This is a genomic window from Brevibacillus dissolubilis (genome assembly GCF_006170445.1).
GTDB lineage: Bacteria > Bacillota > Bacilli > Brevibacillales > Brevibacillaceae > Brevibacillus_B > Brevibacillus_B dissolubilis.
The window spans coordinates 38,908-65,904 of record NZ_VCNA01000011.1 but is presented as its reverse complement, the minus strand read 5'-3'; the positions used below and the strand labels follow the sequence as shown (position 1 = coordinate 65,904).

Below are 26,997 nucleotides of genomic sequence, written 5' to 3'. Positions count from 1 at the left end.
ACAAAAAACTGACCGAATTCATGGTCAGTTTTTCTTGTTTGAGGCTTATTTGATTTGAAAATAACTGACTTCCTGCTCCAAGCCTTCCACCAGCTCGATCAGACGTTGGGACTCGACTTGGAACTCTTCCAAAATACCGGACGACTCCTGTGTGGAGGCGGCTGCCTGCTGTGTGCCTGCGACCACATTGAGATAGGAAATAGACAGGTGGTTGATATCTTCCCGGATCGTATGGTTCTGCTGCTTGATCTGATTGGCGTTGTCACTGATCGTGATGAAGCGGGTATGCAGCTCGGCGATCATCGAGACGACTTCACTGACGAGGGCACTGGAGGAGCCGAGCCTCTGGATGCCGTTGAGTGCGGCTTTGTCCGTCTTGCACAGATGGGCGGCGACGATCTGCAGCTTGGCGTGGACGGCGCTCAGGACGGATTCGATCTTGGCGGTTGCTTCTTCGGTCTGATCGGAGAGTCCGCGGATTTCGTCTGCCACTACACTGAATCCAAGGCCCGCCTGACCGGCACGGGAGGCTTCGATCCGGGCGTTGAGCGAGAGCAGCTTGGTCTTTTTGGAGATGTCATTGATCCAGGTGAGGATGCCGCTGACTTCGCGCATACTCTGGTTCAATTCGTCAAAAGCCGCTTGGGAGTTGCTCATGTCATTGGTGATCTGGGTCATATCGGCATGCAGGCAGGCGATCGCTGTATTGGCCTCTGTGCCTTGGAGACGGGCTTGCTCACTGTAGATCGAGGCGGTCTGAATCGTCTCGTGAATGGTGTCGATCTCTTTGGTGATCTCGTCAATGGTAGTCAGGATATCGGTCATCTGCAGCTTTTGCTGTTCCATCTCATTGGCCAGCATATTCATCGTGGTCACGACACCGCGTTGCATCTGGTTGGTCTGCTCGGAGCCATAGGTGACTTTTTCGGCGATTTGCTGTACGTCCGAAGTAACCGTCGAGATTTTGGAAATAATATGTTGGAAACGGGTCGTCATCGTGTTAAAGCTGGCAGCCAGCTGCTGTGTCTCGTCATTGGTATTGATCTCGATGGTCTGCGTGAGGTTGCCTGTGCTGAGCTGCTCCATCTTGGTCTGGACTTCGCGGACAGGGGTAATGATTTTGCGGACATAGAAGAAGAGGGCCACGGCGATTAAAGCAAGACTGATCATGGAAATAATAAGAATGGAAAATTGAATCGAATGGACATCCTGTTCAATCTCTGCACCTGATTGGGCGACGATGATGCCCCAGCCCAGCTTGGTGTTATAGACATAAGAGCTTAGGTAAGACTGGCCGTTCTCATCAAAAGCCCCGTTGCCGCTGTTCCCCTTGACGATCTCTTGGACGACAGGCAGATGGCTCATATCCGCACGGGCGAGAGCCAGCTTCTGATTGGGGTGGGCGATCAGCTTGCCTTGGCGGTCGACGAGGAAGACATATCCGGTTTGCCCGATTTTCATCGTCTGGACGAACTCACTGAGCTTCGGAACAGAGACAAAGGCAACGATGATCCCACTGATCTCATCTTTTTCATCATAGATCGGATGGGAGATGGCGAACTTGGGGAATTCGGTCTCGGAGAATTGAAAAACCTCGGAGACATAGGCACCGTCTTCGGCAATCGCGCCGTTGTACCAGACGGTCTCGCGGGGGTCGTAGGAGCTGTCTGTAGGGGAGCCGGGATAGGAGATGGTACGCCCATCCGGTGTGGCGAACTGAACCTCGGAGATATTGGGGTTGTTCTGCACCAATTCGGTGAAAATATCAAAAGCCTGACCTTGACTGATCTTGGCATAATGAGCGGTGGATGCATAGGTGGACAGGGAAGTGATGATGTTCTGCACCTGAAGGGTGATGGTGTTCTGAGATGTCTGGGAGGCTTCCGCTAATCGGTCGCGTGCTTTCTGTTCCAGCGTCTGTTGGGCTTGATAGCCGATGACCAGTCCGGTGGTTGCCATGGTAAACAAGACAATGGCAGAAATCCCGAGCAGCAGCTTATGTAGGATCGACCCTTGCTTTTTGTTCATAGGGATGAACTCACTCTCCTTTTAGACTCAAACAACCTGCGAGGCTACAGGGATATTGTAGAAGAGTTGGCATGGTCAGTCGATACTGCCGGATAAAACTTCATGATACGTTAATAGTAGATTTACAAACAGATATTGGGAATCTCTTCATCCCCGCTGAAACTTTCTGAGAAAATCTGCTAAGAAGTTTGTCCCGCAATATGCTAAAATAGAAAAGATAAAGGAAGAACGGCCTTTTGATTCGAGTCGTAGGAGGTATTACTGTTGAGTGAAGTAAAAATCTTTGCGATGGGCGGTCTCGCTGAAATCGGGAAAAACATGTACTGTGTCGAGTACGAAGACGAGATCGTCATCATTGACTGTGGCGTCAAATTCCCTGAGTCAGAGATGTTCGGGATCGACCTGGTCATCCCTGACGTACAGTATCTGATCGATAATCAACACAAAATCAAAGGGTTGTTCCTGACCCACGGGCATGAGGATCACATCGGAGCGATTCCGTATGTACTCAAGCAGATCAAGACACCGATCTACGGAGGACGCCTGACACTGGGTCTGGTCAAAGCGAAGCTGGAAGAGCACCGCATGGTCAATGACGTGCAGATGATTCCAGTGCATGAGGACAGTGTCATCCCATTTGCCAATCTGAGAGTTTCTTTCTTCGGCACCAATCACTCGATTCCAGATTCACTCGGGGTCGTAGTGGATACACCGGAGGGTATGGTCGTACATACAGGTGACTTCAAATTCGATATGACTCCGGTAGGCCGCCCAACCGAGTTCCACAAGCTGGCAAAAATCGGCGGCGGTGACGTACTGGCGCTGCTCTCCGACAGTACCAACAGCGAACGTCCGGGCTTCACTATGTCTGAGCGCACAGTCGGCGAAGGGATCTCGGAGATCGTCTCCAAAGCGAGAGGACGCATCATCCTCGCTACATTCGCATCCAACGTACATAGATTGCAACAGGTCGTCGATGCCGCGATCGAGGATGACCGCAAGATCGCCATCATCGGACGCAGTATGGAAAAAGCATTCCTGATCGGACAAGAGCTCGGCTACATCCAGATGCCTGAGGGTATGCTGATCGATATCAAAAACATCGACAACTACACCGACAACGAAGTTCTGATCATCTGTACCGGAAGCCAGGGAGAGCCGATGGCAGCGCTTACCCGTATCGCAGGTGGTGCACACCGTTCTGTCCAGATCTATCCAGATGATACCGTCATCATCTCCGCGTCCCCGATCCCGGGCAACACGGTAGCGGTCAGCCGTACGATAGACAAGCTGTACCGTGCAGGCGCCAATGTCATTCACGGCAAGCTGTTCGACATCCATGCTTCTGGTCACGGCAGTAGTGAAGAGCTTCGCCTGATGCTCAACTTCATCCGTCCACGCTACTTCATCCCGATCCACGGGGAATACCGTATGCTCAAGGCACACGGCAAGCTGGCCGAACAGGCAGGCGTACCAAAAGAAAACATCTTCGTCATGGACAACGGCGAAGTCCTCCGCTGTACCCGCGAATCCACCAGCAAAGGCAAAGTACCAGCAGGCGTCGTGCTGATCGACGGCTCTGGTGTAGGTGACGTGGGCAACATCGTCCTGCGCGACCGCAAGCATCTCGCCGAAGACGGTCTGATGGTAGTGGTCGTGAGCATCGACATGAAAAACTTCAAAATCCTCACCGGCCCAGACATCGTCAGCCGTGGCTTCGTCTACGTACGCGGCTCCGAATCGCTGATCCAAGAAGCAACCGTGCTGGTCAAAAACAAGCTGGTTGAGGTGCTCGACAAGAAGGTTAAAGAATGGTCCGAGCTGAAATCCCAGATCAATCAGGTGCTCAAACCGTTTATTTTTGAAAAAACGGGGCGCAATCCGATGATCCTGACCATCGTCATGGAAGTATAGATCCATCTACATGTAAAAGAGCCAAAAACCCTGGACGTTCAAGGTTTTTGGCTCTTTTGTCTATCTTCTATTGGTACACGGCTGCAATCCCGGATGGTTCATGTTTCTCTGTATTCACATGCTTGTGGGCGTAATAACGGGTTTCCTGCAGAGCGTGCTTTGCCAGATGAACATAATCAACCGCTTTTCCGATATCATCCTGTGACGGCTGGCATTGATAGACGTTGCCTGACAGCATCGAGTACACTTCAATTTTCTCAGGAAGCTGTTGAAAGGCTTTGGCACAGAACAGCGTGGTCATGAATCGGTACGAATCCCATACCTGTGCATCATCCTTGACGATGTACTTGCGGATGACAAATGATTGCTCCGACCACTCCATCACTTGAAACGTCATGGATAATTCCACCTGCACCTCCTCACTATAGACCCGCAGACGTTCGTGCAAAAGCACAGGCTCCTGATGACCGCGCAGGGGGAGCAAAAATTGCAGCAAGTGATCTGTGATCTGTGCCAGCACCATATAATAATGGGCGTGCGATTCGAAGACCTCGACTTTTTTCACCCAATAACGCTGCACCATTTCTAAGATCGTCTGGGCATGTCTCTTGTCAGGCGGCAACTTGTGGTAGTCCCGAACGACCTGATTCACCGTGGCTTGTGCAAGCTGTTGCCACGTCAGAGCGGATGCCCCCTTTTTTAGGACATGCTTCTGAAGAAATTCTTTTGGGCTATGTAAAAAGTCTTCCAAATGAAAATCGGCAATGGTGGTGACGGGGATCAGGTCGCGGGTTACTTCCATTGGGATTGGCCTCCTTTTAGTTTAGAAAGTATGTGGCAAATGCTTGACCGAACTGTTGGCAGCGGAGCTGGTCATCTCCATCCGGGGAAAGCTCTACCTTCAGCCCTTCGAGTACGACTTCGGCTTCCAGTTCTCTGGCTTTGTGGATCAGAATATCTACAGCGGCTCCATAATGCTCGTAGGCGGAGTCGCACGAACCGAAGACGGCTACTTTTTTACCGAGCAGCGAGATCGAATCAAGCTCTTCATAAAAGTCTAAAAATTCATCCGGCAGCTCACCGTCACCCCATGTATAGGCACCCAATATAATCCCGTCATAATCGTTTAGGTCAGATGCTTTGGCTGACATCACATCTTTGACTTCGATGTCGAGGTTGCTTTCACGGACAGCGGAGGCGATCAGTTCAGCCATTTCTTCGGTGTTACCGGTCATACTCGCGTAAATCATAATCAGTTTTGCCATAGGATGAGCGCTCCTCTTTAAGTTGAAAATGATTCTCAGTATCATTGATATCAGTATATTGAAAATGAGAATCGTTGTCAATAAGAGATAACTGCGAATCAGATTGAGGGAGTGAAATGTTAGGAAATCAGCCAAAATAGGATAAGATTGAAAATCACAAGCATGGAAGTGTAACCCGGTATTCTCCAATCGTGGTCAGCGGGTTATAATAAGAAGCATACGGAACAAAAAGGAGCGTGTCTTTCGCTATGATGTCTTATGAAGCGTATATGAGCCAAGTAATCCAACCGATGCGTGATGAACTCACTCACAACGGTTTTACTGAACTTCGCACACCAGAAGAAGTGCAAGAAGCATTCGATAATCTCAAAGGTACCGCGCTTGTCGTGGTGAACTCTGTGTGTGGCTGTGCAGCAGGTCTTGCACGTCCAGCGGCTGTTCATGCCCTCAAGCATGACAAACACCCTGATAAGCTCTACACCGTATTCGCCGGCCAAGATAAAGAGGCAACAGCTAAAGCACGCGAATACTTCGAAGGCTATCCGCCATCCTCCCCATCCTACGCTCTGCTCAAAGACGGCAAGCTTGTAGCGATGATCGAGCGTCACCAAATCGAGGGGAACGAAGGCATGAGCATCGTTAAGTCTCTGACTGACGCGTTCGATAAGTACTGCGACTAATCCCTGACGTAAGATAATACCACTACACGCCTAAACCCGCTTGGAAGTTGCGGTGCTTAGGCGTGTTTCCGTTTGGGATGTGGGGAACAATGAGTGGCAGCGGGAATTTTACATACAGAAAGGGTTGTCATAGATGCAACTACGCCAGTTTGGCCGTCACAATGAACAAGTATCTCTGCTCGGCTTCGGGGCACAGCGGATCGTGGATGAGCACGATTGTACCGAAGAAGAGGCGATTCAGATTATCCGCCGTGCTGTCGAGCTGGGAGTCAATTATTTTGATACCGCCCCAAGCTACAGCGACGGTCAGTCCGAGCAGCGTGTCGGTCTTGGCTTGGTGGGCTTGCGTGACCGCGTAAGCATCGCTACCAAAACCGGGCAGCGCACCCGTGACGAGGCTCTGCGTGAGCTGGAGTCCAGCCTGACGCGTCTTCAGACCGACTATGTCGATGAATGGCGCTGCCACAACGTTATGCAGCCCAAGGATCTCGAAGCGATCTTTGCCCCGGGTGGTGTGTTGGAAGCGATGATCCAAGCCAAGGAACAAGGCCTGGTCAAAAAAATCAGCATCAGCGGCCATACCGACCCACGCCTGCTGGCTGAGGCGATCCGCCGCTATCCGTTCGACAGTGCCTTGGTTGCACTGTCTGCACTGGATCACTTCATCTACAGCTTCGCCCATGACTTCGTACCGCTCGCGGTCGAACAAGGCGTCGCCGTCATCGGGATGAAGGTCATGGCTCTGGGTAAGCTGGCTCCGTGGTATGAGCAAGCACTCCGCTACACGTGGAGCCTGCCTGTCTCTACAGCGATCTTGGGTGTCAGCAAGATGGAGGAGCTGGAAAAAGACGTGGCTGCCGCCGTCGCGTTCACCCCGATGACCGAGATTGAGCGTCTTGCCTTTTTCCAAGAGATCATGCCGCTCGCCAATGCAGACGTGCTCCGCTGGAAAGCAGGAGAATGGATGTCTGGTGAATGGTACCAGCTTCCTGAACTGTCGTTTGGAAAATAGTTGCTAGAATTACTATAGACCTAGGAGTACTGGCAACCCTATTAAAATACACCTGTCGAAAGGTTCGATGGGTGTATTTTTTTGTAAGAATATGTAGGTTTTCGGTCTCTTTACCATGGAAGTAACTAGTTTTAAAATGGAAATAATAGGGTAATGAATATTTAAAAAGAGGGGATGAAAGTACATATGGATACAATTGTTATGGTCGGAGTCATCATTGCAGCTATCGTCGTGGTTTCACTTGCGGCACTTGGATACATGTACTTCAAGCATCATCACAACGTGCCGAATCCGGATTACAAGCATCCCCGTTTCAAACCCAACCATCGTCAATGGTCTGATGAAGAAGTCACGTTTACGTGGATCGGGCATTCTACCGTGCTCATTAATCTATATGGAACCAAAATTCTGACCGATCCGGTCTTCGGTGAGCGGGTCGGTGTTCATCTCGGTGGCAATTGGCAGATCGGTCCGAAGCGGATCACGGCTCCAGCCTTGTCCATCGAGGAGATCGGACATGTAGACCTGATCCTACTGTCCCACGCTCACTTGGATCACTTCGATATGCCGACACTCAAGAAGCTGGCAGGTCCAGGCACACGGGTGATCACGGCGCAGGGAATCGGTCATCTGCTCAAACGCTTGCCGTTCCGGGAAGTGCGGGAGATCCCGCTTGGTCAGGAGATCCATACCCAGCAAGGTGTCTCTGTCCGCTCTGTTCCGGTCAGACACTGGGGGAACCGCTTCCCGTGGAATGTCACCTATGGTTTTACAGGCTTCCTAATCGAGAAGAACGGATATCGGCTCTTCTTCGCAGGGGATACCGCCTATACTCCGACCTTCCGCGATCTGCGCAAGTACGGACGGATCGACGTAGCGTTCATGCCGATCGGGGCGTATTTCCCGGATGAATACCAAGGCACCCATTGCACACCGGAGCAGGCGTGGGATATGTTCATGGACACAGGTGCTACATACATCGCGCCGATCCACTGGGATACCTTCGTCCTGTCGCGTGAACCAGTACACGAGCCGCTGGAACGCTTGCTTGCCATCGCAGGCCGTCAAGTGGACCGGGTGATTGTCCGGGAGCATGGGGAAGTCTTCCGTGCGACAGACAGCCAAGTGATGAATGGGCCGAATAAGACTGCGTGACTATACATAACAATGGTAAAAAGGGACCGAATACCTACAATCGGTCCCTTTTTAATATTTATTCGATTGACATTTTTAGGAAATTCGATTAAAAATAGATAGTGCCTCATATTCTTATCGAAAGTGGGTCATGTAAAGTGAAAAAACCATTATGGAAAAAATGGTGGGTATGGGTGCTTGCATTTGTCATTCTAAGTGGAATCAGCAATGCTATTACTGGTGGATCGAATAGTCCGGAAAAACAGGCCGCCAAACAGGCAGAACAAGCCCAGCCAGCAGCCGCTCAACCGGCAGCAGACGCTCCTAAAGCAGAAGCTGTGAAGCCAGTGCTCAACGTCAAAGAAATCCTCGGCAAGAGCGAGGAAGAAGTGAAAAAACTGCTCGGTGAACCATCCAGCCGAGAAGAGCAAAATTTCCGACTTTCTGGTACGGAGACAAGAGTACCGGCTGTATCTGCTGTCTATCAAGATGGTGCGTTGGATATCATGTTTATCGACGGCAAACCTGTTCGTATCAGCTACACACCAAAGGAACCGGGAGCCTATCCAGATGATATCGAAAAAACCTTCGCATCCATCGGCTTTGAAGGTGCGAAAGTGGGGGATCGGACCGATCTGGCTGCGCTTGTAACTGTAGACGGTCTTTTCTCTGCAAAAGTATTCAACAATGGCGGCAAAGTGGAGTATGCATACCTGATCACCGAAGAAAAATATAAATAAGTGCTTGTCCAGCCTCTTTCCCACATCTTCTAGGAAAGAGGCTTTTTCATGCTTCGATAGACACGCTCGGGCCGTCCCACCACACCGTAGGAGAGATCGGCCATGCATTCGCCTTTGGAGACGAGGTATTCCAGATAGCGCCGGGCGGTGGAGCGGCTGGTGCCGATTTCTTTGCGGACCTGCTCGGTCGTTACTTCGCCTGTCTGATTGAGATAGGCGGTCACTTTTTCTAAGGTGATCTTGTCGATGCCCTTGGTGAAGGAGGATTCCTTGAGGTCGCGGTTGCCGCCAGCCTTCATCAGCTGGTCGATCTGCTCCTGGGTGATATGCTCCCGATCAGCCTGCAGACTCTGCAGCTGTCTGCGGAACTCTTGGTAGTTCTGCAAGGTCTGCTGGAAGCGCTCGAAGATCAGTGGCTTGGTGATAAAGTCAAACACCCCGAGGCGCTTAGCCTCCACCACGGCGTCCACTTCCTTGGCTGCAGTCAGCATGATCACATCGGTCTGGGGAAAGTGATCCTTCATCACACTGAGGAACGCTAACCCGTTCATATCGGGAAAATAAATATCCAGCAAGACCAGATCAGGTGCGAGCAGTTCAAGCTGGTCACGCGCCTCCTGTTCATTGGTGGCGATACCGATGACGTGATAGTCGTCTACTTTTTCGACAAAGCGTCTGTTCACTTCGGCAATACGGGGATCATCCTCAATGATAAGGACGCTGATCATGTTGGGTCACCTGCCAATCGATTTGTTTTGTCTGGATTTTTCGGAATGGCCACGGTAAAAATCGTCCCGCCCCCTGGATTTGGGCCGTAGGTGATGTATCCCTGCAGCTGTTCGACCGCGTGGCGGATCAGGGAGAGGCCGAAGCCATGATTGGGTGCTGTTTTGGTAGAGAAGCCTACCTCGAACAGCTTGTCGGCATATTCGTCTGGAATCCCGCAGCCGCTGTCCTCTACTTCGATGATCAAGTCCTCCCCGATGTCGGTCACAAAGACATGCACATGCTTGGCAACAGCCCCAGGTGCGAGGACGGCTTCCATCGCATTGTCAATCAGATTGCCGATGATGGTGATCAGGGCGTCGCGGTCAATCGAAGCGGGGATATCGCGGAAGCTGCTTTCTTGATCGAGGGTAAGCTCTACTTTTAGCTCATTGGCCCGGTTCAGCTTGCCGATGAACAGACCGCCGATCAGGGGGTCAGGAATTTCTCTCATGATAAAACGGGTATGGTTGAGGTGAACATCCGATTCGCGGGTGATGAATTCAATCGCTTCCTGATATGATTCGAGCTGGATCAGGCCGGAGATCAGATAGAGCTTGTTGGAGTATTCATGGGTCTGGGCGCGCAGGGCTTCGGCGTATTCCTTGACATGGGAGAGCTCTTCGAGTACCCGATACAGCTCTGATTTATAGCGCAGACTCGATACCGCCCCGATGATGTGCCGGTTGCGGTCAAAGATCGGCACACGGTTGACGATCAGGTGATTACCGGAATAGATCACCTCTTGGTCAAACTCGGCTTGGCCCGTCTTGAGGACGTCGAGCAGGCGGACAGAACCGAGAAAGTCAGAGACATGCAGCCCCGTCACATTCTGATCCGTCGGCAGTCCGAGCATCTCAATCACGGTCTGATTAGCCATGGTGATCCGACCCTCTTTGTTGATCGCAAGGATTCCCTCCCGCACGGATTCCAGGATCGTCTGTTTCTCCTCGTACAACTGACCGATCTGTTCTGGCTCCAGTCCGAGGATGGCCTTTTTTACCTTGCGGGTGATGAATAAGGTACCTAATACGCCGAGCAGCAGGGTGAGGCAGCCCACTGCGATGATGCGGTAGCGGTAGGAAGCGATCACAGACTGTATATCTTGGCTGAGAAAGCCGACCGAGACAACCCCGATCACCTGTCCTGACTCATCATAGATAGGAGTTCTCCCGCGTAGTGAAGGACCGAGTGTGCCGACCGCTTCATAGATGATCGAGTGACCTTCAAGGACTGGCTTGATATCTCCGCCCTGCATCTTTTCACCGATTCGATCCGGGTTGGGGTGGGAGTAACGGATGCCGTCACGATTTCCTACTACGACGAATTCGGCCTGTGTCTCCATGCGGACTTTTTCCGCGATGGGCTCGATTATCCTCCATGGCTCTGGATCGTCAAAAGCCTGTATGATGTCCGGCATCACAGCAACCGTCTTGGCTACCTGCAAGGCCCGATTGCCGATCTCGTCGTGGAGGGTATGCGACACCATATATTCGAAGGTAGCGCCGATGAACAGAATCACAAACAACAGCATGGAACAGATGATCAGCATCAGTCTGCTCTGGAAGCGCATGGTATCACCCGCTCCTTTTTCTTTTACATTCTAGTGTACCAAAAAAGAGAGGCCAGTTATCTGACCTCTCACACTTTGCATCGAAATTCTTATTGAACTTATAGGATGAGCGCCCCTGTAACCAAGGCCCCGAAGATCAAGGCAAGAGAGGTTCCCACAGCCCATTTGAGGATGAACTTCTGATTCTCCCCGAAGTCGACACCGACCATCCCACAGAGGAGGTAAGCAGCCGCATAGAGAGGGCTCAATACGTGGACAGGCTGTCCCAAGATAGAAGCGCGGGCGATCTGAGCCGGATCAATGCCATAAGTAGCAGCAGTCTGAGCCAGAATCGGCAGAACCCCGAAGTAGTACGCGTCATTGGACATGAAATAGGTGAATGGCATGCTGGTAATCGCGACGATGACCGGGAGATGTGCTCCCATCGATTCTGGAATCAGCGCGACGAGTGAGGTCGCCATCGCATCTACCATCTTGGTTCCGGTAATAATCCCGGTGAAAATCCCTGCGGCAAACACCATAGCTACAACCGCTTGAGCGTTGGCTGCATGGGAAGCCATGCGTTTTTTCTGATCATCGAGATTCGGATAGTTGACCGCGACAGCCAGACAGAAGGCAAGGATGAACAGGATGGTCAGCGGCAGTACGTTCATCACCAGACCGACCATGAGTCCGATGGTGAGAAGCGCGTTGAACCAGAGCAGCTTCGGACGGCGGTAGCCGAGGTGTTCCGCGATCGCGAGTTGTTCTTCGAATGCTTTTTGATCTTCATCCGTAAAGGTTATATCGGCGATTCCGAGACGTTTGCGCTCTTTTTTCCCGAACAGATACGCAACAAAAATGACCCAAGCCAAACCGAACAGCATTGCAGGAATCAACGGGGTGAATACTTGGGAGGTATCCAGATGCAGGGCACTGATCGCACGGGCAGTCGGGCCGCCCCACGGCGTCATGTTCATAACCCCCATGGAGAGCATCGGGATGACCGTGAGAATCATCAGATTAATACCGACACGACGATAGAGCGGGAGCATGGCAGAGACGGTGATGATGTAAGTCGTCGTACCGTCGCCGTCAAGCGCAACCAGCATAGAGAGGACAGCCGTACCGATGACGATTTTGACTGGATCGCCTTTGACAAGTCGTAATATTTTGTTAATTAAGGGTTCAAATAAACCAGCATCGATCATGATGCCGAAGTACAGGATGGCAAACAACAGCATGACACCTGTTGGCGCTATTTTTTTAATTCCATCCAACGCCATCTCGCCGAGTTCTGCAAAGCCGAATCCACCGATCAAAGCGAACACGATTGGCACGATCACCAGCGCGACGATCGCAGACAGACGTTTTGTCATAATCAAATACATAAAGACGGCAACCATTAAGAAGCCAAGCCATGATAGCATAATCATTGTTCCCCCCTCAAAAAGAATGCGCTTTCATAAAGTGTTTTCATTATAACAACGTTCCAGAAGCAAGAGAATAAAACGACGATAAAGGATACTAGGAGCATAAGGAGCATTTTGTTCATAAAGTTCACAAAAAAACTCCACCGGTTATGCGCCGATGGAGCTTTTGGCATAGCTGTCGTTCGGGGAGGGCTGATCCATTGCCATACGGCTTCGGAAAAAGAAGGCGTGAATCACAAACGCCCCAACCGAGAGAACTGCCGCAACCGTAGCCAGTGTGACCAGCGGGGTAAGTCCGCCGATATCGTAGAGGTTCCCCTGTACATATGGCCCGAACAGTCGGCCTACACTGCCTAGCCCGCCGACCAGCCCGAGGTAAAACGGTGCATGGTTCCCGGTGTGTTCGGTGATAAAGGCGGGGATGGTCGGTGCTTTCAGCATCTCGCCAAGGGTGGTGATGATCATCGCGGCGACGATGCTGTAGTAGTCACTGGAGATGAAGATCAGCGCGAAGCCTGCCGCATAGCAGACAGCGGATCCGATCAGCTGAGCCTGGAGAGTCTGGGCCAAGCGGTTTTTGATCCATGTCGTGACAGGCTGCCCGGCGAAAATCACGATACCGTTGACCGTCCAGAGGATGCTGTAGGAGGCGGCACTCATGCCTTGTTCATTAAGGAAGGGAGCAATCCCTGTACCCCAGATGGAGTTGGCGAAGAAGATCAGCATCGCCCCAATCGCCACGAAGAGATAGACGCGGTAGTCGCGGAGCAGCTGGAGAGTGGTTTTTTCATATGCAGGCTTGCTGGAAGGGGAAGCGGTTACATGTGTTTCTTCATTAGAAGTAGTGCGTGTCATATAGAAAAAGAAGAAGGCAGCGAATCCGAGCGTAGTCACTCCGTTGAACAGGAAGGTGAAGGTAAAGGAAAAGGCTGCGAGCAAGCCACCCAAGGAGCTGCCGATCGCCATTCCGATATTGTTGCCGACATAGACGACATTGAAGAGCTCGCGGCGGCGTTCGGGCCAGCGAAAGCCGATGAAAGCCTGAACCGCCGGAAAAGAGATGGAGTTGAGCAGTCCGAGCACCATCATTATGATGACATAAACACTCCAGTCAGGGATATACATGAGTGATATCTGCAAGATACCGCTCAGCAAGAGAGACCCCACGATCAGTACTTTGACCCCCAGACGGTGATACAGTGTCCCGCCGAGGAACTGACCGACGATTCCAGCCAAAGCCTGCAAGAGGATGACCAATCCAGCATCACCGTAGGAGCGATGCAGAACATTGTGGACGAATAATGTCGTCAGCGGCCACATGAAGGCATTGCCCATTGCATTGACGAAGCTGGCGAGGATGAAGGCGATTGCTTCTTTCGGATATCGTTGAACCCATTGTGTCATGGCTATGCACCTGATTTCTCTTGGATTTATCTTCCTGAGAACAATATACTGCACTATTTAAACTTTGTAAACAATTATATTTAAAAAGTTGTCTTATGTACTTCATCGGTCAAGCCTTTCATACCCGTATGCTTGTCTGCATACAAATGGTTATGAGAGATTGACGATGGAGGAGATGTACGTGAAACCGAAAAAACCGTGGTATCTAGTCTCGCCACAAGACACCCCAGCCGTCCTGAAAAGTGACCCCGCACACGGATTGTCGAAGCGGGAAGTAGAGCGACGACAGCAGGAATTCGGCGCCAACCAGCTGGCCGAAGCAGAAAAGGCTTCGATGCTTAGCGTGTTTTTGAATCAGTTCAAGGATTTCATGGTGGGGATCCTCATGGCGGCCACCGTGCTTTCTTTTGTCCTCGGAGAGTATCTGGATGCGATCACGATCATTGCGATCATCATCATCAACGGTGTATTGGGCTTCATCCAGGAAGCGCGGGCCGAACGCTCACTTGCGGCACTCAAAGAGCTGGCCTCCCCGATGGCGCGTGTCATCCGTGACGGTGAGCAGGAGGTCGTGCCCGCCTCCGCGCTGGTACCCGGCGATATCGTCCTGCTCGAAGCAGGTGACCGTGTGCCTGCTGACCTGCGGATTCTCTCTGCCAGCCGTCTGGAGGTGGAGGAATCAGCGCTCACGGGTGAATCCGTTCCGGTCAGCAAGACGGAAAAAGTAATCACCCCCAAGAACCCGATGGATCGAATCCCGCTCGGTGACCAGAAAAACCTCGCTTTCATGGGGACGATGGTGACGGGTGGTACAGGACGCGGGATCATCACGACCACCGGAATGGGGACAGAAATCGGTAAAATCGCGCATCTGATGAATCAGGCGGAAGGCACGGAGACACCGTTGCAGGTCCGTCTCGAACAGATGGGCAAAACGCTCGTCGGAATCGCTCTCTTGCTGACGGTCGTGGTCATTGCCGCAGGGGTCTGGCATGGCCAAGAGCTGTTCACGATGTTCCTTGCAGGGGTAAGTCTTGCCGTAGCCGCCATCCCAGAGGGGCTGCCAGCTATCGTCACTGTCGCACTGGCTCTCGGCGTACAGCGGATGATCAAGCGCAATGCAATCGTACGTAAGCTCCCTTCCGTCGAGACCTTGGGCTGCGCCTCCGTTATCTGCTCTGATAAAACAGGTACACTCACACAGAACAAAATGACTGTCACCCATGTCTGGCACAGTGGCCGCACGTACGAGGTATCCGGTAACGGCTATGAGCCAAGCGGTGTGATCAAGCACCAAGGCCGCGCCATCAAGCCACTGGAAGACCCTGGTCTGCGCCAGATCTGCCGGATCGCCGAACGATGCAACAACGCCAAGCTGGTCAGTGACGAGCATACCGAGCGCAAGATGCTGGTGTTGACCACGAGTGTCCAGACCTGGAAGGTACTCGGTGACCCGACAGAGGGTGCTCTGCTCGCTCTCGCCGGAAAAGGCTTGAATGATCCCAAAGCAGCCAGCTTACGCGGTGAGCGGATTGACGAGCTTCCTTTTGACTCTGACCGGAAGATGATGTCTGTCGTCGAACGCACGGCAGACGGCAACCTCCACCTGATGACCAAAGGGGCGGTGGAAGCTACCCTCGGGCGTTGCTCCCATATTCTCTGGAGTGGGGAGATCGTCCCACTCACCCCGCAGATTCGCAAAGACGTGCTGGATCAGACCGAAACGATGGCGACGCAAGCGCTCCGCGTCCTCGGTTTTGCTTATAAGCCATTGCAAGGCTATGTCGAGGGTCAGGCTCCGGGACAAGTCGAAAAACAGCTGATCTTCGTCGGCATGGCCGGGATGATCGACCCGCCGCGTGAAGAAGTGACCCATGCGATCAAGCTCTGCCGTCAAGCTGGCATCAGAACGGTCATGATCACAGGTGACCACCGCATCACCGCCGAAGCGATTGCCCGTCGGATCGGCTTGATGTACGGCAACAGTATCGTGCTGGAAGGCTCCGAGCTCAACGAGATGAATGAGGAAGACCTCTCCCGCGTGGTCGACCGCGCAGCCGTTTTTGCCCGTGTCTCTCCTGAGCACAAGCTACGGATCGTCAAAGCGCTGCAAAACAATGGCCACGTCGTCGCCATGACAGGTGATGGTGTCAATGACGCACCCGCGATCAAGTCAGCCGATATCGGGATTGCCATGGGGATTACCGGCACCGATGTTACCAAAGAAGCCGCATCCCTCGTACTGCGCGACGACAACTTCGCCACCATCGTCTCCGCCGTGGAGGAAGGTCGCAACATCTACGACAACGTCCGCAAATTCATCCGTTACCTGCTCGCCAGCAACGTCGGGGAAATCCTCGTGATGTTCTTCGCCATGCTGATGGGCTTGCCGCTCCCGCTCGTCCCGATCCAAATCCTCTGGGTCAACCTCGTCACTGATGGTCTGCCTGCTATGGCCTTGGGCGTCGATCCGGCCGAGGCAGACACGATGTACCAAAAACCGCGCAACAAGCATGAGAACATCTTTGGCCGCGGGCTCGGCTGGAAGATTATCAGCCGTGGTTTCCTCATCGGGCTTACCACCTTGGGCGCGTTTTATCTCACGTACCAAGAGAATCCGTCCGATCTCGTACACGCACAGACCGTTGCTTTTGCCACTCTGGTCTTGGCGCAGTTGATTCACGTATTCGACTGCCGCAGTGAGCACTCCGTCTTTCACCGCAATCCGTTTGAGAACATGTGGCTTGTCTGGGCGGTTCTCTCTTCCCTGGTGCTGGTCATCGGTGTCATCTATCTGGATGCCCTGCAACCGATCTTCAAGACCACCGATATGTCGTTCCGCGACTGGGCCCTTGCTTTTGTGGCAGCAGGGATCCCGACCTTCGTCGCTGGGATGGGCGGAGTCTTCCGTGGACAAAATCGGGCACAGGTATCCGGCAGACAGATGGTGCGCTAAGGAGTCAGACTGCATAGAATAATAGCCCCAACCTTTGCGCAAAGGAGGATGGCCGATGGAATTCCTAAGCGCGATCCTGGCTGTTGCCTGTTCCTTCATCGCGTACTTCATCGAGAAAAGTATGTGGATGACCATCGTCAGCACGACAGACAAAGCAGCTTACAAAGAGTGGCGACAGCGCCTCGATGAGATCGGTGTTGCCTACCACGTCAAGAAAACCATCACACTTGAGAACGATAATCTGAAACGAAAGTACAAAATCAAAATCCACGTCCGTGAAGCTGCTAAAGTAGACATAACCCGTTGAGCCTGCCAACCTGGCTGGCTCCTTTTTCTATATAGAAAAATGCCCACTCTCTCGCCAGATATCGTATACTAGTAGAATCATTATGGAAGAGTTGTGAGGTGGACTGTTTCTTGATTCGTAAAATCAAACGGCTATTTACCCTGCTTGTGATGTGTTTGGTCGTCGCAGTAGGCTACTATGCATATGAAGTGTACAGCTTTACCCAAACCATCGGCCAATCAAAGGTCATCAAGACACGGGAAGCATCCAGCGAGGTGGCTGCAGCGCCCAAAGCCGACATCCCGATCTGGGGCGGGACGGAGCGGGTCAACATCCTGTTGATGGGCGTAGACTCGCGCGAGCTGAGACCAGACGAGCTGCCCCGTTCTGACAGCATGATGCTGGTCAGCATCGATCCCACGACCAAGACCTACAACCTGTTCTCCATCCTGCGTGACACCTATGTCCGTATCCCGGATCATGGCCGCGCCCGGATCAACACAGCACTGTCACAGGGTGGCCCAGAGCTTGCCATGCAGACCGTCAGCAACTTCACCGGACTTACGGTCAGCAACTATGTTGTGACTGATTTTGAGGGCTTCAAAAGCCTGATCGACGCCGTCGGTGGTGTCGAGATCGATGTAGAGAAAGACATGGAATACAGAGACCCGACCGACAAGGGGATGTATGACATCGATTTGAAAAAAGGACTCCAGCATCTCGACGGCAATCAGTCACTCCAATACGTCCGCTTCCGTCATGACGCGATGTCCGACTATACCCGCACAGAGCGCCAGCGTAAGCTACTGCTTGCTCTCTCCGATCAGATGAAGAGCGGTATGACCTTAATCCAGCTGCCAAGCATCCTCGAAAGCGTCCAGCCGTACATCCAGACCAACCTGTCAACCGTAGACATGGTCAAGCTGGCCGCGCTCGGATTCGGCCTCAAGCCATCTGCAGCAGGTGGTCAGCAGCTCCCGCCGATGGGGCTGTTCCAAGAGTCCAGTCGTGGCGGCTCAGTGCTGATCCCGGACGTGGAGAGTGTCCAGCAGTTTGTGCAGGAGAAGCTGAATCAGACCACACCTGATCCCGCACCTGCCACGCCTTAATCGTATGAATAAAGGAACAGTCCGATCTATCGAGCTGTTTGTTCCTACTAGAAGACCTGCTATATGGACACTTGAAAAAGGTGCTCCATTTGCAGGTCTTTTTTGTCTAATAACATACTCCATCCATACTTCAGTGAGGTTTACAGGAATAAGCAGTTGTGTCCACACCTGATTCCAAGTTAAAGTCATACTATATAGCACCATAACCTCAAAAGGGAGACCATCCATGCACAAACGTATCGGTATCATCCTCCTATCCACAATCCTCCTCACAGCATGTACCAACATCACTCCACAGGCCCAGCCTGTAACAGGCATACCACAGGCGAACCCATCCAGCACCCAAGCCCCTTCTGAAAAGGCGACTGCCGCCCTCTACCCGTTTTACCACATCCAAGACGATGGTACGCAGAAGTGGGGATACATCAACCAGGCAGGGAAGACCGTCATCCAACCGGCCTACTCCCTAGCCCAAGGCTTCGATGATAAAGGCAGAGCCGTCGTCTACCTGTCCAGCGACCAGCCAGACCAACAGCAACTCGTCGGGCTGATTGACCGCTCAGGACGCTATCTCATTCAACCTGTGTATGATATGATCGAGCCTTTTCATCAGGATATCTTTATCGTCAACGGCAAGAAGCTCCTCACTGACCAAGGGCAGACCTTGTTCCAAGCGGAGGGTGACAGAGGGATGATCAACAAGCTCTCGTCAGGCCGTGCCCTTTTCCGGGATCACGAACTCTATGGTTATCTCGATGAAACAGGCAAACCAGTCATTCCAGCACAATTCAAAGACGCCCAGAGCTTCTACGGAGACCAAGCCGTGGTACAGCTTCAGACAGGCAAGTACGCCCTGATCAACAAAAAGGGAGAGGTAGTCAAATCACTCCCCTTCAGCGATAAAGAAGCCACTCTGCATGAACTGCGGGAAGGTGCCGCCCGGTACGCAGATAAACAGTCGTCTCTGATCGGCTTTATTGACGACAAGGGCAGCCTCATCATCCCACCCCGTTATTACGAAGCGGAGGCCTTTGATCATGGGCTGTCTATCGTCAAGACCAAGGATACCGATAACTCGGTCGGGCTGATCAATCCAAAAGGTGAGTTTATCGTCGAGCCAATCTATACCTCAGCCTATCGGATCGCTGACGGTCTCTGGGCAGTGGGCCAAGCAGACCCTAAGCAGACAGGACTTCCTCCGCATTTCTCACAGCGGTACGCTATCGTAGACAAAAAGGGGACGTTCCTCACCGACTTTATCTATGACCAGATCGCCCCATTCGAGGGGGACTACACGTTTGTGCAGACAGACATCACCAGCTTTTTTCTCGACCGCACCGGTAAAAAAGCGGACCAGCTCCCCACCTTCGAAGGCACTGGTACTGCCAAGCTGACAGGCGACATCATCGAAGCGACGATAGACAACCGCCTACAATACCTGAAGCTAGACGGCACGCTTATCTGGAAGGCCGAATATAAAAAAGAGCTCAAACCAGGCGTCACGATCATAGAGGGCAAGCATCGACCACACAAAAATCTGCTCGTCTACTATCCTGAGCTCCACGGACTGGAAGACCCTGTCGTACAGAACCAGCTGAACCAACACTTCAAGAAGAAACTCTCAACAGACAACTTCGGCTTCGGTGAAGAAGGCACAGACGCCACGTCTACCGAATCCAGCTTCTCCGTCACCCTATATCAGAAGGACCTGCTTGTCATCGAAACGAATTCCTATATCTACCCGCTTGGCGCAGCCCATGGTATGCCCGGACTCACTTACGAACATATCAACCTGAAGAACGGACATATCTACAAGCTGAAAGAACTGTTCAAGCCCGACAGCAACTACCATCAGAAGCTCGCCGAACTCCTGCGCCAGCAAGCCGAGACCAAAGGCGAAGAAAAGGGGATCATGGTCACGCCTGATGAAGTGAAGTCGTCCTTCACAGAAGAGACTGGCTTCTATCTGACAGACAAAAGCTTGTGTATCTACTTCGCCCCATACGCGGTCGGCCCGTATGCCGCCGGATTCATCACCTTCGAAATCCCGTACCAAGAGCTTACCGATCTCATTGATCAAAAAGGCGAGCTATGGGCGTCCTTTCAGAATTGAAAAAAAGGTCAGCTGATCAGAAAAAATCAGCTGACTTTTTTCCTTCATAAACCATTGACACGACCCATGATTTTTCGTATTGTAATACTTATTTTATCATTATCCCAAGTAAGTTTATTGGAATTGTAAGGTAAAATTCGGAAGCTTATCACTATTAGGAAAAGTCACATAATAGTCGCGCTTTCATAATAACAGACGAATTTAAGGGGGGAATCCAGCCTAATGATCACACTATCCAATGTGGTTAAGGTATTTAAAAACCGTTTCGGTTCATTTACCGCACTCGATGGCATTGATCTGTCCATCCAAAAAGGTGAAATCTTCGGCATCATCGGTTATAGCGGTGCTGGTAAATCCACGCTCGTCCGCATGATGAACCTGCTGGAGACCCCGACATCCGGCGATGTGACCGTAGGGGACACCAACCTCAACTCACTTTCTTCCAAAGACCTGCGCCGTGCGCGACGTAAGATTGGGATGGTTTTCCAGCACTTTAACCTGCTCTGGTCACGAACCGTCTATGATAACGTAGCACTCCCATTGGAGATCGCAGGTGTACCGAAATCTGAGCATGCTGCCAAAGTCAACGAGCTGCTCTCACTCGTCGGTCTCTCCGACAAGGCAGACCTGTATCCAGCACAGCTCTCCGGCGGACAAAAGCAGCGTGTCGGGATTGCCCGTGCGCTGGCCAACGACCCAGACGTGCTCCTGTGTGACGAGGCGACATCAGCGCTTGACCCGAAGACCACGGATTCCATCCTTGAACTGCTCAAGGAGATCAACCGCAAGCTCAGCCTGACGGTCATCCTGATCACCCACGAGATGCACGTCATCGAAAAAATCTGTGACCGTGTCGCTGTCATGGAGAGCGGCCGCGTCATCGAGATGGGCAGTGTCGTCGATATCTTCTCCAATCCGAAGACAACCACGACCCGCGAGTTCATCAGTCAGGTAGCCGGCGATGAGCATATCGATGCCGAATTCCTGCAAAACCTAGGCCAAGGGGCAATCCTGCGTTGTACCTTCGTCGGTGGCTCTGCCAGCCAGACGATGGTTACCAGCCTTGTCCGTGAAGTGGGAGTGGAGGTTAATATCCTGCAAGGTCAGATTAAGCGTCTCAAGGATATCGCCTTCGGTACACTCTACGTTCACATTCCAGGCAACGTCGACATCGAAGCGCAAGCGATCGCCTATCTCAAAAAGAATGGCGTCAAAGTAGATATCCTGCGCGGGGCTGAAGGAGGGGGACAAGCATGAACGAATTCATTTTGACCTACTTGCCTAACGTGGTGAAGTTCTGGGATTACATCGTCAAAGCAATCGGTGAGACCAGCTACATGGTATCCGTCTCACTCGTCCTGTCAGCAGTGCTCGGCATTCCGCTTGGCATCCTGCTGGTCATCACCGGGCGCAACCATCTGTTACCGATGCCTGCCTTTAATCAAATCCTGAGTTTCTTCATTAATATATTCCGTTCGATCCCATATATCGTACTGATCATCATCTTGATTCCATTCTCCCGGCAGTTGATCGGCACCGCGATTGGACCTGACGCTGCGATCATCTCGCTTGTTGTCGGCTCCGCACCGTTCGTCGCCCGTCTGGTAGAGACCGCGATCCGTGAAGTCAACCGCGGGGTAATCGAAGCAGCACAGTCGATGGGAGCGAGCAACTCTCAGATCATCTTCAAAATCCTCATTCCTGAGGCACTGCCAGCGATCATCTCTGCTGTAACGGTGAATGCCGTGGCGCTCATCGGTTTCTCCGCGATGGCGGGTGTCGTCGGTGCAGGCGGTCTTGGTGCGATGGCGTACAACTACGGTTTCAATGGTTTTAAACCTGACATTATGTTCTTCACCACCGTGCTTTTGATCGTTCTCGTTCAGGTCGTACAGATGATTGGCGATGCAATTGCCCGCAAGCTCGATCATCGTTAATTTATAAAAAATAAAAAATCAGATTACAGGAGGGAATTCATTCATGAAAAAGTTTGTTTCTGCTATCCTTACAGGTCTTCTCGCAATCAGCCTGGCTGCATGCGGTCAAGGCGAAGCACCAGCTGACAACGCAGGCGCTGCCAACCAACCAGCAGCATCCGGCGAAGCCGTTACGCTCAAAGTAGGTGCAACCGCTGTTCCACACGCTGAAATCCTCAACCAAGTAGTAAAACCATTGCTTGAAAAAGAAAACATCACGCTCGACGTTGTTCTCTTCCAAGACTACGTACTCCCTAACACCCAACTTGCTGAAAAAGAACTCGACGCAAACTACTTCCAGCACATTCCTTGGCTGGAGAACACCAATAAAGAAAAAGGTCTTGATCTGACCTACATCGCAGGCGTACACATCGAGCCACTCGGCGTATACTCCAACAAAGCAAAAGCATTCAAAGACCTCGCATCTCTTCCAGCTGGTGCAAAAGTAGCAATCACCAACGGTCAAAACGAACATGGCCGCGTACTCGCTCTGCTCCAATCTGCTGGTCTGATCAAATTGAAAGACGGCGTAGGTGTGAACGGTTCTGTAGCCGACATCGTTGAAAAGAAAGTAGAACTCGTTGAACTCGAACCAGCTATGCTGCCACGTTCCCTTGATGATGCTTCTGTAGATGCTGCTGTAATCAACTCCAACTTCGCGATGGAAGCAGGTCTCAACCCAGCACAAGATTCTATCTACCTCGAATCCGGTGAAGGCAACCCATACGTGAACGTACTTGCAGTTCGTCCAGACAACAAAGATAATGACGCAATCAAAAAGCTTGCAAAAGCAATCACTTCCCCAGAAGTAAAAGACTTCATCGACAAGAACTACAAAGGTTCCGTACTCTTCGTAGGCGAAGTGAAGTAAAACAAAATACTTGATTCATCAAAAAACCCGCCAGCATTTGCTAGGCGGGTTTTTATGTTTTTATATTGTGTTTTTATTAAACTTAAGATACGATAGAGAAGTGATAAAAAATAATGAATGGTGAAAGAAAATTATTTCATCAAATTCAGAAAAGTAGTATAATATATCTGTAGATGAAAAATAGGGGGTAACGTCATGAAAAAGAATATTTTCGTTCTTATGAGCTCCGTACTCGTTCTCGGTGCAGCACTTGCTGGTTGCGGCGGTAACACTGCAACTACCGGTGAAAACAAAGACGGCGCTACTACAGAAGCACCTGCAAGCACTGGTCCTAAAGTACTTCGTATGAACCTTCACTCTGAGCCACCTACAGCAGACCCAAGTATCGCTGAGGACTCCACTTCTGGTGCAGTCGTTCGCGCAACTTTTGACGGTCTGACTCGTCTTGGCGAAGATGGCGTACCAAAAGAATCCGCTGCAGAAAAAATCGAAGTTTCTCCTGACGGTAAAGAATATACGTTCACAATCCGTGAAGCAAAATGGTCCAATGGCGACGCTGTAACTGCTCACGACTTTGAATATGCTTGGAAGCGCGCTCTCGATCCAAAAACTGCTTCCAACTACGCATACCAGCTCTACTACATCAAGGGCGGTCAAGCGTTTAACGAAGGCAAAGGTAAAGTTGAAGACGTCGGCGTAAAAGCTGTTGACGATAAAACTCTGAAAGTAACTCTTGAGAACCCAACTCCGTTCTTCCTCGAACTGACTGCGTTCTACACATACTACCCAATCAACAAAAAAGTTGATGAATCCAACAAAGATTGGGCGAAAGAAGCAGCAACCCACGTTGGTAACGGTCCTTTCAAAATGGACACTTGGGAGCACAAATCCAAGCTGAACCTCGTGAAAAACGACAACTACTGGGATAAAGACACTGTAAAACTTGACAAGATCGAGTTCTCCATGATCGAAGACGAGAACACTGAGCTTTCCATGTATGAAGCAGGCGATCTTGACTGGGCGGGTCATCCACTCGGGGTACTTCCTTCCGACGCAATCCCAGCGCTCAAAGATGCTGGCAAGCTGACAATCCACCCAACAGCTTCCATCTACTGGTACAAATTTAACACCGAAAAAGCTCCATTCAACAACGCGAAAATCCGTAAAGCGTTTGCATACGCGATCAACCGTCAAGCGATCGTTGACAACGTAACCCAAGGTGGCCAACAACCAGCATTCTCCATGCTGCCTCCAACCATGGCTGTTAAACCAGACGGCTACTTCAAAGACAACGATATTGAAGGTGCTAAGAAACTTCTCGAAGAAGGTATGAAAGAAGCAGGCATCACTTCCCTGCCTCCAATCACTATTTCTTACAACACTTCCGAGAACCACAAGAAAATTGCTGAATCCATCCAAGACCAATGGAAAAAAGCGTTCAACATTGACGTGAAACTCGAAAACACTGAGTGGAAAGTTTACCTCGACAAGCTGCATGAAGGTAACTACCAAATCGGTCGTATGGGTTGGTCCGCTGACTTCAACGATCCAATCAACTTCCTTGAAATGTTCCGCGACAAAAAAGGCGGCAACAACGATACCAACTGGGAAAATGCGAAATACAAAGAGTTGCTCATCAAGTCTACTCAAGAGCAAGATCAAGAGAAGCGTAAAGCACTCTTTGCTGAAGCAGAAGCAATCTTCATGGATGAAATGCCAGTTGCTCCAATCTACTACTCCACTGACGTTTACACCAAATCCGATAAAGTTAAAGGCGTACTCATCGACGCACTTGGCTTCATCGACTTCAAATGGGCAACCATCGAATAGTCAACATTCGCATAACGAAAAGAGACGCTCTCGGGCGTCTCTTTTTTTTATTTCCTTTTTTATTATTTTATATTATGTTTAACCAGCATATAAAATATAATTAAATGTTCACAAAATATATTTCACGCAATTTTGAAAAGCGCTATCATTGGGGGAGTTGGAAAAAGGGGGGCATATAAAATGAAAAAGAATATTTTTGTATTGATGAGTTCTGTGCTCGTACTTGGTGCAGCTCTTGCAGGCTGCGGCGGCGCTGACAACGCTTCTACGGAAGGTTCCCAAGCGTCTGAGAACAGCGGACAACCGCAAGTACTTCGTATGAACCTGCACTCTGAACCACCGACAGCAGATCCAGGCCTCGCCGAAGATTCTTCCTCTGGCGCAGTGGTTCGCGCTACCTTTGATGGTTTGACCCGTCTCGATAAAGACGGCAAGCCACTTAACTCCGTTGCTACCGATGTAAAAATTTCTGAGGATGGCAAACAATACACCTTTACCCTTCGTGAATCCAAATGGGCAAATGGTGATCCAGTAACAGCAAAAGATTTTGAATTCGCTTGGAAGCGTGTACTTGATCCAAAATTCGCTTCTAACTATGCATATCAAATGTTCTACCTCAAAAACGGCCGCGCCTACAACGAAAACAAAGCGAAAGCCGATGAGGTTGGTGTTAAAGCGCTTGACGACAAGACACTTCAGGTTACTCTTGAGAACCCAACTCCATTTTTCCTGGAGCTGACCGCATTCTACACCTACTACCCAGTGAACCAAAAAGTGGTGGAAGGCAACGCACAATGGGCGGCAGAAGCGGCAACCCACGTAGGTAACGGTCCATTCAAAATGGATTCTTGGGAACATAAATCCAAAATGGTTCTCGTGAAAAACGATAACTATTGGGAAAAAGACGTAGTGAAGCTGGAGCGTATCGAGTTCTCCATGATCGAGGACGAGAATACCGAGCTTTCTATGTTTGAAGCAGGCGATCTGGATTGGGCGGGTCATCCACTCGGTGTAATCCCGACTGACGCGATCCCACCGCTCAAGGATGCTGGCAAACTCACCGTTCACCCGAAAGCGGCTGTTTACTGGTACAAATTCAACACCGAGCAACCACCGTTCAACAACGCAAAAATTCGTAAAGCTTTCACATATGCAATCAACCGCCAAGCGATCGTAGACAACATCACGCAAGCGGGCGAACTGCCGGCGATGGGCGCCCTGCCGCCAACCATGGCATTCAAACCAGACGGCTACTTCAAGGATAATGACATCGATTCCGCGAAAAAGCTGCTGGAAGAAGGTATGAAGGAAGCAGGCTACACCACGCTCCCGCCAATCACCATCTCTTACAACACATCTGAGCGTCACAAAAAGATTGCCGAAGCGATCCAAGACCAATGGAAAAAAGCATTCAATATCGACGTGAAGCTCGATAACAAAGAGTGGAAAGTATACCTCGAAGATCTTCACACTGGTAACTATCAATTGGGCCGCATGGGTTGGAACGCTGACTTCAACGATCCAATCAACTTCCTCGAAGCATTCAAGGATAAAAACGGCGGTAACAACGACACCCGTTGGGAAAATCCGAAGTTCAAAGAAGCTCTGGAAAAATCCATGACAGAGAAAAATCCAGATGAGCGCAAAAAGTATCTGGCTGAAGCAGAAGCGGTCTTCATGGATGAAATGCCAGTCGCTCCAATCTTCTACTCCGCAGACGTATGGGCATCCAACGAAAAAGTAAAAGGCGTGCAAGTAGACAGCCTCGGCTTCATCGACTTCAAATGGGCTTCCATTCAATAATAAGCAATTCGTTTGACGATAAACGACTCGACCTGCTCCGGCAGAGCGGGTCGTTTTTTTCTTTTTTCCATGGCCCAAAGCTGGCTTGGGGTGAGCGGCGGTGTCCGGGGGCCGACCTCTTTGACT

At 51.1% G+C, this 26,997-nt stretch carries 21 protein-coding genes; 14 read left to right on the top strand and 7 right to left on the bottom strand.

Annotated features, from left to right (window positions below; all coding sequences use genetic code 11):
* Positions 1-45: 45 nt before the first annotated feature.
* Entirely contained in the window at positions 46-2,028 is a 1,983-nt protein-coding gene (locus FGI41_RS19265; protein ID WP_139491955.1) for a methyl-accepting chemotaxis protein, read from the bottom strand.
* A 264-nt stretch (positions 2,029-2,292) separates the two neighbouring features.
* Between FGI41_RS19265 and rnjA the strand changes: the two genes are divergently transcribed.
* Entirely contained in the window at positions 2,293-3,942 is a 1,650-nt protein-coding gene (gene rnjA, locus FGI41_RS19260; RefSeq protein ID WP_255298542.1) for a ribonuclease J1, read from the top strand.
* Between the two features lie 67 nt (positions 3,943-4,009).
* On the opposite strand, the gene FGI41_RS19255 is transcribed toward rnjA, so the two are convergent.
* Together FGI41_RS19255 and FGI41_RS19250 are read right to left on the bottom strand one after the other, a co-directional pair.
* On the bottom strand, positions 4,010-4,744 hold the full coding sequence (locus FGI41_RS19255; RefSeq protein ID WP_139491954.1) for a hypothetical protein: 735 nt from the start codon (positions 4,742-4,744) through the stop codon (positions 4,010-4,012).
* Between the two features lie 16 nt (positions 4,745-4,760).
* Positions 4,761-5,207, bottom strand: coding sequence for a flavodoxin (locus FGI41_RS19250; RefSeq protein ID WP_139491953.1), 447 nt, complete (start codon positions 5,205-5,207; stop codon positions 4,761-4,763).
* Positions 5,208-5,455: 248 nt separating this feature from the next.
* Between FGI41_RS19250 and FGI41_RS19245 the strand changes: the two genes are divergently transcribed.
* The 4 genes from FGI41_RS19245 to FGI41_RS19230 all read left to right on the top strand — a co-directional run bounded on the left by FGI41_RS19245 (position 5,456) and on the right by FGI41_RS19230 (position 8,773).
* Positions 5,456-5,887, top strand: a complete 432-nt coding sequence (locus FGI41_RS19245) for a BrxA/BrxB family bacilliredoxin (RefSeq protein ID WP_139491952.1) — start codon at positions 5,456-5,458, stop codon at positions 5,885-5,887.
* A 133-nt stretch (positions 5,888-6,020) separates the two neighbouring features.
* Positions 6,021-6,899, top strand: a complete 879-nt coding sequence (locus FGI41_RS19240; RefSeq protein WP_139491951.1) for an aldo/keto reductase — start codon at positions 6,021-6,023, stop codon at positions 6,897-6,899.
* 186 nt (positions 6,900-7,085) lie between these two features.
* Entirely contained in the window at positions 7,086-8,054 is a 969-nt protein-coding gene (locus tag FGI41_RS19235) for an MBL fold metallo-hydrolase (protein WP_139491950.1), read from the top strand.
* 137 nt (positions 8,055-8,191) lie between these two features.
* Positions 8,192-8,773: a hypothetical protein gene (locus tag FGI41_RS19230; RefSeq protein WP_139491949.1), complete on the top strand. Its 582-nt coding sequence runs from the start codon at positions 8,192-8,194 to the stop codon at positions 8,771-8,773.
* Between the two features lie 29 nt (positions 8,774-8,802).
* Here the strand turns inward: FGI41_RS19230 and FGI41_RS19225 are convergent, their stop codons facing one another.
* From FGI41_RS19225 to FGI41_RS19210, 4 genes are all read right to left on the bottom strand, one after another.
* A complete protein-coding gene (locus FGI41_RS19225) occupies positions 8,803-9,501 on the bottom strand; it encodes a DUF977 family protein (RefSeq protein ID WP_139491948.1) in 699 nt (232 codons plus the stop codon).
* Positions 9,498-11,111, bottom strand: a complete 1,614-nt coding sequence (locus tag FGI41_RS19220; protein ID WP_139491947.1) for an ATP-binding protein — start codon at positions 11,109-11,111, stop codon at positions 9,498-9,500. Before FGI41_RS19220 ends, FGI41_RS19225 begins: the two co-directional genes overlap by 4 nt.
* Positions 11,112-11,209: 98 nt before the next feature.
* Positions 11,210-12,520 carry a CitMHS family transporter gene (locus FGI41_RS19215; protein ID WP_139492040.1) on the bottom strand — a complete coding sequence of 437 codons (1,311 nt, stop codon included), beginning with the start codon at positions 12,518-12,520 and terminating at the stop codon, positions 11,210-11,212.
* A 150-nt stretch (positions 12,521-12,670) separates the two neighbouring features.
* The gene (locus FGI41_RS19210; protein ID WP_139491946.1) at positions 12,671-13,927 is read right to left on the bottom strand and encodes an MFS transporter; all 1,257 of its coding nucleotides are present in this window, start codon (positions 13,925-13,927) and stop codon (positions 12,671-12,673) included.
* A 175-nt stretch (positions 13,928-14,102) separates the two neighbouring features.
* Here FGI41_RS19210 and FGI41_RS19205 point away from each other — a divergent pair, with 175 nt between their 5' ends.
* The 9 genes from FGI41_RS19205 to FGI41_RS19165 all read left to right on the top strand — a co-directional run bounded on the left by FGI41_RS19205 (position 14,103) and on the right by FGI41_RS19165 (position 26,871).
* Positions 14,103-16,883 carry a calcium-translocating P-type ATPase, SERCA-type gene (locus FGI41_RS19205; RefSeq protein WP_139492039.1) on the top strand — a complete coding sequence of 927 codons (2,781 nt, stop codon included), beginning with the start codon at positions 14,103-14,105 and terminating at the stop codon, positions 16,881-16,883.
* A 55-nt stretch (positions 16,884-16,938) separates the two neighbouring features.
* Positions 16,939-17,190 (top strand): hypothetical protein, encoded by a 252-nt coding sequence (locus FGI41_RS19200; RefSeq protein ID WP_139491945.1) that lies wholly within the window; start codon positions 16,939-16,941, stop codon positions 17,188-17,190.
* A 149-nt stretch (positions 17,191-17,339) separates the two neighbouring features.
* Positions 17,340-18,278, top strand: coding sequence for an LCP family protein (locus tag FGI41_RS19195; RefSeq protein ID WP_139492038.1), 939 nt, complete (start codon positions 17,340-17,342; stop codon positions 18,276-18,278).
* Between the two features lie 226 nt (positions 18,279-18,504).
* Entirely contained in the window at positions 18,505-20,391 is a 1,887-nt protein-coding gene (locus tag FGI41_RS19190) for a WG repeat-containing protein (protein WP_139491944.1), read from the top strand.
* 222 nt (positions 20,392-20,613) lie between these two features.
* A complete protein-coding gene (locus FGI41_RS19185) occupies positions 20,614-21,648 on the top strand; it encodes a methionine ABC transporter ATP-binding protein (protein WP_139491943.1) in 1,035 nt (344 codons plus the stop codon).
* Positions 21,645-22,328: a methionine ABC transporter permease gene (locus FGI41_RS19180; protein ID WP_139491942.1), complete on the top strand. Its 684-nt coding sequence runs from the start codon at positions 21,645-21,647 to the stop codon at positions 22,326-22,328. Before FGI41_RS19185 ends, FGI41_RS19180 begins: the two co-directional genes overlap by 4 nt.
* A gap of 43 nt (positions 22,329-22,371) precedes the next feature.
* Positions 22,372-23,238 (top strand): MetQ/NlpA family ABC transporter substrate-binding protein, encoded by an 867-nt coding sequence (locus FGI41_RS19175; RefSeq protein WP_139491941.1) that lies wholly within the window; start codon positions 22,372-22,374, stop codon positions 23,236-23,238.
* A 195-nt stretch (positions 23,239-23,433) separates the two neighbouring features.
* On the top strand, positions 23,434-25,068 hold the full coding sequence (locus tag FGI41_RS19170; RefSeq protein ID WP_139491940.1) for a peptide ABC transporter substrate-binding protein: 1,635 nt from the start codon (positions 23,434-23,436) through the stop codon (positions 25,066-25,068).
* A gap of 180 nt (positions 25,069-25,248) precedes the next feature.
* Positions 25,249-26,871, top strand: coding sequence for a peptide ABC transporter substrate-binding protein (locus tag FGI41_RS19165; RefSeq protein ID WP_139491939.1), 1,623 nt, complete (start codon positions 25,249-25,251; stop codon positions 26,869-26,871).
* Positions 26,872-26,997: the final 126 nt, after the last annotated feature.

Bases quoted from the DNA above. Each gene is read 5' to 3' on its own strand.
- FGI41_RS19175 (WP_139491941.1), top strand. From the start codon at position 22,372: ATGAAAAAGTTTGTTTCTGCTATCCTTACAGGTCTTCTCGCAATCAGC.
- FGI41_RS19195 (WP_139492038.1), top strand. From the start codon at position 17,340: ATGTGTTTGGTCGTCGCAGTAGGCTACTATGCATATGAAGTGTACAGC.
- FGI41_RS19215 (WP_139492040.1), bottom strand. From the start codon at position 12,520: ATGCTATCATGGCTTGGCTTCTTAATGGTTGCCGTCTTTATGTATTTG.
- FGI41_RS19220 (WP_139491947.1), bottom strand. From the start codon at position 11,111: ATGCGCTTCCAGAGCAGACTGATGCTGATCATCTGTTCCATGCTGTTG.
- FGI41_RS19185 (WP_139491943.1), top strand. From the start codon at position 20,614: ATGATCACACTATCCAATGTGGTTAAGGTATTTAAAAACCGTTTCGGT.
- FGI41_RS19210 (WP_139491946.1), bottom strand. From the start codon at position 13,927: ATGACACAATGGGTTCAACGATATCCGAAAGAAGCAATCGCCTTCATC.
- FGI41_RS19225 (WP_139491948.1), bottom strand. From the start codon at position 9,501: ATGATCAGCGTCCTTATCATTGAGGATGATCCCCGTATTGCCGAAGTG.
- FGI41_RS19255 (WP_139491954.1), bottom strand. From the start codon at position 4,744: ATGGAAGTAACCCGCGACCTGATCCCCGTCACCACCATTGCCGATTTT.
- FGI41_RS19250 (WP_139491953.1), bottom strand. From the start codon at position 5,207: ATGGCAAAACTGATTATGATTTACGCGAGTATGACCGGTAACACCGAA.
- FGI41_RS19240 (WP_139491951.1), top strand. From the start codon at position 6,021: ATGCAACTACGCCAGTTTGGCCGTCACAATGAACAAGTATCTCTGCTC.
- FGI41_RS19265 (WP_139491955.1), bottom strand. From the start codon at position 2,028: ATGAACAAAAAGCAAGGGTCGATCCTACATAAGCTGCTGCTCGGGATT.
- FGI41_RS19165 (WP_139491939.1), top strand. From the start codon at position 25,249: ATGAAAAAGAATATTTTTGTATTGATGAGTTCTGTGCTCGTACTTGGT.
- FGI41_RS19190 (WP_139491944.1), top strand. From the start codon at position 18,505: ATGCACAAACGTATCGGTATCATCCTCCTATCCACAATCCTCCTCACA.
- FGI41_RS19235 (WP_139491950.1), top strand. From the start codon at position 7,086: ATGGATACAATTGTTATGGTCGGAGTCATCATTGCAGCTATCGTCGTG.
- FGI41_RS19180 (WP_139491942.1), top strand. From the start codon at position 21,645: ATGAACGAATTCATTTTGACCTACTTGCCTAACGTGGTGAAGTTCTGG.
- FGI41_RS19205 (WP_139492039.1), top strand. From the start codon at position 14,103: ATGTACGTGAAACCGAAAAAACCGTGGTATCTAGTCTCGCCACAAGAC.
- FGI41_RS19200 (WP_139491945.1), top strand. From the start codon at position 16,939: ATGGAATTCCTAAGCGCGATCCTGGCTGTTGCCTGTTCCTTCATCGCG.
- FGI41_RS19245 (WP_139491952.1), top strand. From the start codon at position 5,456: ATGATGTCTTATGAAGCGTATATGAGCCAAGTAATCCAACCGATGCGT.
- FGI41_RS19170 (WP_139491940.1), top strand. From the start codon at position 23,434: ATGAAAAAGAATATTTTCGTTCTTATGAGCTCCGTACTCGTTCTCGGT.